At 70.5% G+C, this 6,977-nt stretch carries 7 protein-coding genes; 6 read left to right on the plus strand and 1 reads right to left on the minus strand.

Annotated elements, in window-relative coordinates:
- Positions 1-696, minus strand: a 696-nt coding sequence (locus GWI24_RS37585; RefSeq protein WP_308344220.1) for a BTAD domain-containing putative transcriptional regulator, incomplete at its 3' end; no start/stop codon positions are given.
- 140 nt (positions 697-836) lie between these two features.
- Between GWI24_RS37585 and GWI24_RS37590 the strand changes: the two genes are divergently transcribed.
- The 6 genes from GWI24_RS37590 to GWI24_RS37615 all read left to right on the plus strand — a co-directional run.
- Complete coding sequence (locus tag GWI24_RS37590; protein WP_210950530.1) at positions 837-1,388, plus strand: sigma-70 family RNA polymerase sigma factor; 552 nt, start codon at positions 837-839, stop codon at positions 1,386-1,388.
- Positions 1,389-1,489: 101 nt separating this feature from the next.
- Positions 1,490-2,584, plus strand: a complete 1,095-nt coding sequence (locus GWI24_RS37595; protein WP_210950531.1) for a LacI family DNA-binding transcriptional regulator — start codon at positions 1,490-1,492, stop codon at positions 2,582-2,584.
- Between the two features lie 131 nt (positions 2,585-2,715).
- Entirely contained in the window at positions 2,716-4,035 is a 1,320-nt protein-coding gene (locus GWI24_RS37600; RefSeq protein WP_247617437.1) for an ABC transporter substrate-binding protein, read from the plus strand.
- A gap of 68 nt (positions 4,036-4,103) precedes the next feature.
- Positions 4,104-5,063, plus strand: a complete 960-nt coding sequence (locus GWI24_RS37605; RefSeq protein WP_210950533.1) for a carbohydrate ABC transporter permease — start codon at positions 4,104-4,106, stop codon at positions 5,061-5,063.
- Positions 5,063-5,980 carry a carbohydrate ABC transporter permease gene (locus tag GWI24_RS37610; RefSeq protein WP_247617438.1) on the plus strand — a complete coding sequence of 306 codons (918 nt, stop codon included), beginning with the start codon at positions 5,063-5,065 and terminating at the stop codon, positions 5,978-5,980. The genes GWI24_RS37605 and GWI24_RS37610 overlap by 1 nt, the downstream gene beginning before the upstream one ends.
- 47 nt (positions 5,981-6,027) lie before the next feature.
- A partial coding sequence (locus GWI24_RS37615; RefSeq protein ID WP_210950536.1) for a hydroxyacid dehydrogenase occupies positions 6,028-6,977 on the plus strand: 950 nt, incomplete at its 3' end.

Below are 6,977 nucleotides of genomic sequence, written 5' to 3' on the forward strand. Positions count from 1 at the left end.
GCCGAGCTGGTCCGCCAGCCGGTTCCGCGCCGCGGAGAAGACCTCCAGCGCCTCGGCCCGCCGTCCGGTGGTGGCGAGCACCCGGATCAGCTGGGCCTGCAGGGTCTCGTCCAGCGCGTGGTGGGCGGCGAACTGCTGCAGCACGGTGGGCAGCCGCTCCGGCACCTCGGAGACCAGCGCCGTGGTGGCCGCCTCCTTGGCGATGGCCAGAAGTTCACGGTCGACACCGGAGAAGACGGGATGGGTCTGGATGTCGGAGGGGACTCCGGTGGCGGTCGGTCCCTGCCACAGGGCGAGCGCCTGGGCGAAGAGCTCGGCACCCCGCTCCGGCTCCCCCTCGGCGGCGGTGCGCCGGGCCGATTCGCTCAGGTGCCGGAAACGCAGCAGATCCAGCGTGTCCGGGCCGACGTTCAGCCGATAGCCGCCGGAGCTGCGCACCAGCCGGCTGCCCTCCGCCCGCACCGCCAGGCCCGGTTCCAGCAGCCGGCGCACCGAGCCCACATGGCGGTGCACCACATTCACCGCGGTGCTCGGCGGATCCTGTGCCCAGAGGACATCGACGATCTCGCTGAGCGCCACCGGCTGCCCCGCCCGCACCAGCAACAGCGCCAGCAGCGCTCGCTGTTTGGGTGGGCCCAGCTCCAGTTCGGCGTCCTCGCGCCACGCCCTGACCGGGCCTAACACCGTAAATCGCACAACTAGGGATCTTAGTCGGGCCCGTTTCGGGCACCGTGCTCTTCCGGCCGACGTGTGTCGTCAGACTTTCGTCACTCAATCGGCGTCCCCTTCTTTTACGCTCCCGCCATCGACACATTCGCCTCGGGGGGAACGGGACGATGGACATCAACGAGGCGGCCGTCATGACCGACGCCGACACTTTCTTGACGACGCTGTACCGGCGTCACGGCTCGGCGCTGCTCCGGCTGGCGGCCCGGCTGCTGGGCGGGGACTGGCACCGGGCCCAGGACATCGTGCAGGAGGTGGCGATCCGGGCCTGGCAGCGCCCGATGGACATCGGCCCCATGGACGCCACCGCCCGCCACCGGCTGTTAACGGTGGTCAGTGATCTGGTCGGCGATCTGGTCGGCGACGCCCACCAGGACCAGGTGGAGCCGCGGACGGAGATGGCCGGTGAGGCCGATATGGCGATGCCGGCCGCGCCGGACGCGGTCGATCAGACGCTCACCGCCCGGGTGGTGTGGGACGCCCTGGCGGACCTGGCGCCCCCGCAGCGCGAGGTGCTGCTGCATCTGCACTATCTGGACCGCAGTGTGAGCCAGGCGGCCCGGGCGCTCGGGGTGCCTCCCGGAACCGTCAAGTCGCGGACGTACTACGCGACTCGGGCGCTGCGAACGGCCCTGCAGGCGCGGGGGATCACCGACTGCTGACCGCCCCCGGCCACCCGCCGACTGCTTTCTGATCGAATGATCGCTACTATGGCGGTGTTTCGATACAGAGACGAAAGCCGATCGCGTCGGAGGTGGGGAACATGCGGGAGCCGGCGCAGAAGCGGCAGGCACGGATCGCGGCCCTCGTGGAGGCCAGAGGCAGCGCCCGGATCACCGATCTCGCGGATGAGCTGGCGGTGTCCGTCGTCACCGTACGGCGGGACGTGGAGGAACTGGCCCAGCGCGGGGAGCTGCGCCGCGGCCACGGGGTGGCGCGCTCGCTGCAGCCGATGGCCCAGGAGTCCACCGCCACCGGCGACACCATCGGCATGGTGGTCCCGGAGCGCAACACCTACCTCACCGAGGCCGTCCAGGCGGCGCGCGAGGCCGCCGAGAAGGCCGGGCTGCGGCTCGCGCTGCACATCGCCGCGGACGAGCACGGGACCGAGCACGGGACCGAGCGCGCGGTCCGCCAGGCGCTGGACGCGGGCGCGCGGGGGCTGCTGCTCGCCCCGCGCTGGCGCACCGAGGCGGAGGCGCGGGCGGACCATGCCTGGCTCGCCGACCTGGAGGTCCCCGTGGTGCTGGTGGAGCGCAGGCCCCACCGGGGCAGCGCGATCTACGGGCTGGACTGTGTGCGCTCGGACCACGCCTACGGGGTCCATCTGGCGCTGGAGCACCTGATCTCGCTGGGGCACCGGCGCATCGTGCTGGCGGCGCGCGACGACAGCCCCACCGCGCGGGTGGTCCGGTCGGAGTTCGCCGCGCAGACCGCCGCCCGCGGCATCAGCGAGGGGTGCCCGGTGATGCTCAGCTCGCGCACCGCGGGGCCCGACCCCAGCCCGCGCGACGAGCGGGAGGCCGACCTGGCCGCCGCGGTGCGCCGGGCCGGGGCCACCGCCGCTCTGATCCACGGCGACATGGACGCGCTGGTGCTGGTCCAGCGGCTGCGCGAGGCGGGCATCGAGGTGCCGCGGGACTGCTCGGTGGTCGCCTACAACGATGTGGTCGCCGACATGGGGCAGATCGCGCTGACGGCGGTGGCCCCGCCCAAGGGGGAGGTCGGGCAGGCGGCGCTGGAGCTGCTGACCCGCCAGCTGGAGCGGACCCGGGCCGGGCGGTGGGCCGGCGCCGCCCGCCATCTGGAGCTGCTGCCGCACCTCGTGGTCCGGGATTCCACCGCCCCGCTTCACTGAGCGTTTGACCGCTTTAGTTTCTACTGTTCGATGTATTGACGGAATTTCAGTCAAGCGCTCAGGATTCCCTCTGGCTCCACCGTTGAATCAGGGGAGGGTCCATGCCTGGCCATAGACGCCCAGGACGCCCGATGCCCGGACACCGGGCTACGGCGGGCACCACCGCACTGCTCACGCTGCTCGTCCTCGTCCTGGCGGGCTGCTCCACAAGCCGCGGGTCCGACACCGCCGGTGACGGCCCCGTGCGCCTCACCTTCTGGTCGGCGCTGCGCGGCAGTCAGGAGGTCGTCGACGAGTTCAACCGCACCCACACCGACATCAAGGTGGACTTCCAGCAGGTCCCCTCCGGCGAGCAGGGCGGCTGGGCCAAGCTCAGCAACGCCGCCCGTGCGAGCAACGCCCCCGATGTCGCCACCATCGAATACCCCCAGCTGCCCAGCTTCACCATCGACGGCGTACCCCGGGACATCACCAAGCTGCTGCCCGGCTCGGTGCGCCGCAAGATCCTGCCGCAGGCGCTGGACCTCACCACCTTCGACGGGCGCACCTACGCCGTACCGGTGGACATCGAGCCGATGGTCTTCCTGTACCGCAAGGACATCTTCACCAAGAACCACATCCCGGTCCCCAAGACCTGGGCGGAGTTCGAGAGTTCGGCCCGCGAGCTCAAGAAGGCCCAGCCCCGCTCCCGGATCGCCAGCCTCTTCACCACCGGCGGCACCCTCTACATGGCCGGGTACGCCTGGCAGGCCGGGGCCCAGTGGTACCAGACCTCCAACGACACCTGGCGCGTCTCCATGGACGACGCCCCCACCCGCAAGGTCGCCGGCTACTGGCAGCGGCTGATGGACGACGACCTGGTGCGCGTCGAGCCCGGCTCCAGCCAGCAGTGGCGCGCCCATCTGCGCAGCGGTGAGACGGCCGGTTATCTGGCGGGCGCCTGGGCCGCGGGCTCCATGATGGCGTCGACCCCCGATGGCAAGGGCAAATGGGCCATCGCGCCGATGCCGCAGTGGGACCCGGCGAAGCCCAAGGTGAGCACGCAGGGCGGCTCGACCTTCATGGTCACCAAGGACAGCCGGCACCCCAAGGAGGCCATGGAGTTCATCTCCTGGATGGTGACCAGCCCCGACGCCCTGCGGGCCAAGCTCGCCAGCGGCGTCAGCAGCGCCTTCCCGTCCGTGCCCAGCCTGGTCCCGGTCGCCCGCAAGGAGATGGACACCAGCTACTACTCCGGACAGGACATCTTCGGCCTCTTCGGGAAGCAGGCCGAGATGATCACCTCCACCTGGAAGTGGGGACCGCGGATGGTCTCGACCACCACCTCCGGCGACGACGGGCTCGCCCGGGCCGGGGCCGGCAGCGGCACCGTCCTGGAGGCCCTGCGCGAAGCCCAGAGCAGAACCATGCCCGACCTGAAGAGCCTCGGCCTGTCGGTCACCACCGACTGAGCCCGCCCCTCCACACCTCACACCGCACCTTCCGAGCCGCACTCACCACGCCTGAGCCGAGGTACTCCGTGAGCACAGTCACGTCCTCAAGACGGACGGCACCGCCACCGGCGGCCGCCGCCGACCCGCCCCGCAGAACCGGACGGCGCCAGCAGCGGATCGCCGCCACCGTCCTGCTGACCCCCTTCACGGCGCTGCTCATCGCCGTGTTCCTCGTCCCCGTCGGCTACGCCATCTACCTCAGCCTCTTCGGCGAGGACCACAGCGGGCTCGGCTTCGGCGGCGGGGAGACCGTCTTCACCGGACTGCGCAGCTATCTCGCGGTGCTGCAGGACCCCAGCTTCCTCTCCGGGTTCGGCACCATCGCCCTCTACTGCGTGATCTTCGTCCCCACCGTGGTCGTCAGCGCCCTCGCGCTCGCCCTGCTGCTCGACTCGGGCCTCATCCGGCTGCGGCGGACCTCGCAGATGCTGCTCTATCTGCCGCACGCCGTGCCCGGCATCATCGCGGCCGTCATCTGGCTGTACCTCTACACCCCGGGGCTCAGCCCGGTCATCAAGCTCTTCGCGCAGGCCGACATCACCATCGACTTCCTCGGCCTGCACACCGTGCTCCCGTCGATCGTCAACATCGCCCTGTGGAGCGGCCTCGGCTACAACATGATCATCTTCTACGCCGCGCTCCAGGCGCTGCCGCGCGAGGTGATCGAGGCGGCGACCATCGACGGCGCCGGCGGCATCCGCACCGCGCTCCAGGTCAAGGTGCCCATCATCAGGGCTTCCGTGGTGATGGTGTGCATGTTCTCCCTGATCGGCGCGTTGCAGCTGTTCACCGAGCCCATGCTGATGAACCAGGCCACCCCGATGGTCAACTCCCGCTTCACCCCGAACATGTACATCTACGACGCGGCCTTCCGCCGCAACAACTACGGACTCGCCTCCGCGGCCTCCGTCATCCTCCTGATCGTCACCTGCGTCCTGTCGTACGCCGTGACGCGCTGGTCGGGCCGCCGGGAACGGAGAGCGTGATGACCACGACCACACCCACCACCCCCGTGAGCCCCTCCCGGGGACCGGGACCGTCCAGGCCGCTCGGCAAGCCCTTCGGCGGCTCCAAGCTGACCAGCCGCGGCATCGCCAACGCCGTGGTCCTGATCGCCGCCCTCTACACCATGCTGCCCGCGCTGTGGCTGCTGCTGGCGTCCACCAAGAACGCCGACGCCCTCTTCGGCAGCGACATCTTCTCGCTCGGCGACTTCTCCTTCGCCCGCAACCTCTCCGACCTGTTCTCCATGGACGGCGGGCTCTACGGCGAGTGGTACGTCAACAGCCTGCTGTACGCGGTCGTCGGGGCCCTGGTGGGCTCGCTCATCAGCGTCGCCGCGGGCTACGCCTTCGACAAGTACGAGTTCCGGCACAAGGAGAAGTTCTTCGGGCTCGTCCTCACCGGCGTCATGGTGCCGCCGACCGTGCTGGCCCTTCCGCTCTATCTGGTGGCCTCCGAGATCGGGATGGTCAACACCTTCTGGTCGGTCTTCATCCCGGTGCTCTTCAACCCCTTCGGCGTCTACCTCGCCCGCCTGCTCAGCAGCGGCTATGTGCCCAACGAGGTGCTGGAGGCGTCCCGGGTCGACGGCGCGGGCGAGCTGCAGACCTATGTGCGGGTCAGCCTGCGGATGCTCGGGCCCGGGTTCGTGACCGTCTTCCTCTTCCAGCTCACGGCCATCTGGAACAACTTCTTCCTTCCGATGGTGATGCTCTCCGACCAGCACCTGTATCCGCTCAGCCTCGGCCTCTACACCTGGAACAGCGCCGCCACCGTCTCGCCCGAGTACTACCCCCTCGTGGTTATCGGCTCACTGCTCGCCGTCGTGCCGCTGATCCTGGCGTTCGTCCTGTTGCAGCGCTACTGGAAGTCCGGACTGACCGCAGGGAGCGTCAAGTGACCGCAAGCCACCTCTCCGCCCGCCGCCGCCCCCATGCCGCCCTGGCCATGGCCGAGCGGTCCGCCCGGCAGGTGCTCGGGCCCGCAAGCCTGGACCGGCTCATCGACCTCCTCGACCTCGACCCCGGCCTCGTCCTCGACGACTTCACCACCCCGGCCGCCCGCAGCGCCCTCGCCGACACCGAACTGCTGGTCACCGGCTGGGGCTGCCCGCCCCTGGACCGCCGCACGCTCGACGCCGCGCCCCGGCTGCGCGCCGTGGTGCACACCGCGGGCACCGTGCGCCACCACATCACCGACGCCTGCTGGGAGCGCGGCATCGCGGTCTCCTCGGCGGCCGCGGCCAACGCCGTGCCCGTCGCCGAGTACACCGTCGCCATGATCCTGCTGTCCAACAAGCGCGTCCTGGACATCGCCCGGGACTACCGCGCCGAGCGGCGCACGATCGACTGGAACGAGCGCTATCCGGACGCCGGCAACTACCGCCGGACCGTGGGCATCCTCAGCGCCTCCGCCATCGGCCGCCGGGTGATGGAACTGCTCCGCCCGTACGACCTCGACCTCCTGCTCCACGACCCGTATGTCACCGCTCAGGAGGCGAAGGAGCTCGGGGCGCGCCCGGTGCCGTTGCGGGAACTCTTCGCCGGCAGCGATGTCATCAGCGTCCACACCCCCCTGCTGCCCGCCACCCAGGGGCTGGTCAGCCGGGAGCTGCTGGCCGCCATGCCGGACGGCGCCACGCTCATCAACACCGCGCGCGGGGCGGTGGTGGACCAGGAGGCGCTGACCGAGGAGGTGGTGGCCGGGCGGATCCGCGCCGTACTCGACGTCACCGTCCCGGAGCTGCTGCCCGCCACCTCCCCGCTCTACGACTGCGACAACGCGCTCATCACCCCCCACATCGCCGGATCCAAGAGCGGTGAGCTGCGCCGCCTGGCCGACCTCGCCATCGGCGAGATCGAGCACTACGTCACCGGCCGCCCCTTCGCCCACCCCGT

Source organism: Streptomyces sp. MK37H, assembly GCF_018035285.1.
GTDB lineage: Bacteria > Actinomycetota > Actinomycetes > Streptomycetales > Streptomycetaceae > Streptomyces > Streptomyces endocoffeicus.

Bases quoted from the DNA above. Each gene is read 5' to 3' on its own strand.
- GWI24_RS37590 (WP_210950530.1), top strand. From the start codon at position 837: ATGGACATCAACGAGGCGGCCGTCATGACCGACGCCGACACTTTCTTG.
- GWI24_RS37595 (WP_210950531.1), top strand. From the start codon at position 1,490: ATGCGGGAGCCGGCGCAGAAGCGGCAGGCACGGATCGCGGCCCTCGTG.
- GWI24_RS37600 (WP_247617437.1), top strand. From the start codon at position 2,716: ATGCCCGGACACCGGGCTACGGCGGGCACCACCGCACTGCTCACGCTG.
- GWI24_RS37610 (WP_247617438.1), top strand. From the start codon at position 5,063: ATGACCACGACCACACCCACCACCCCCGTGAGCCCCTCCCGGGGACCG.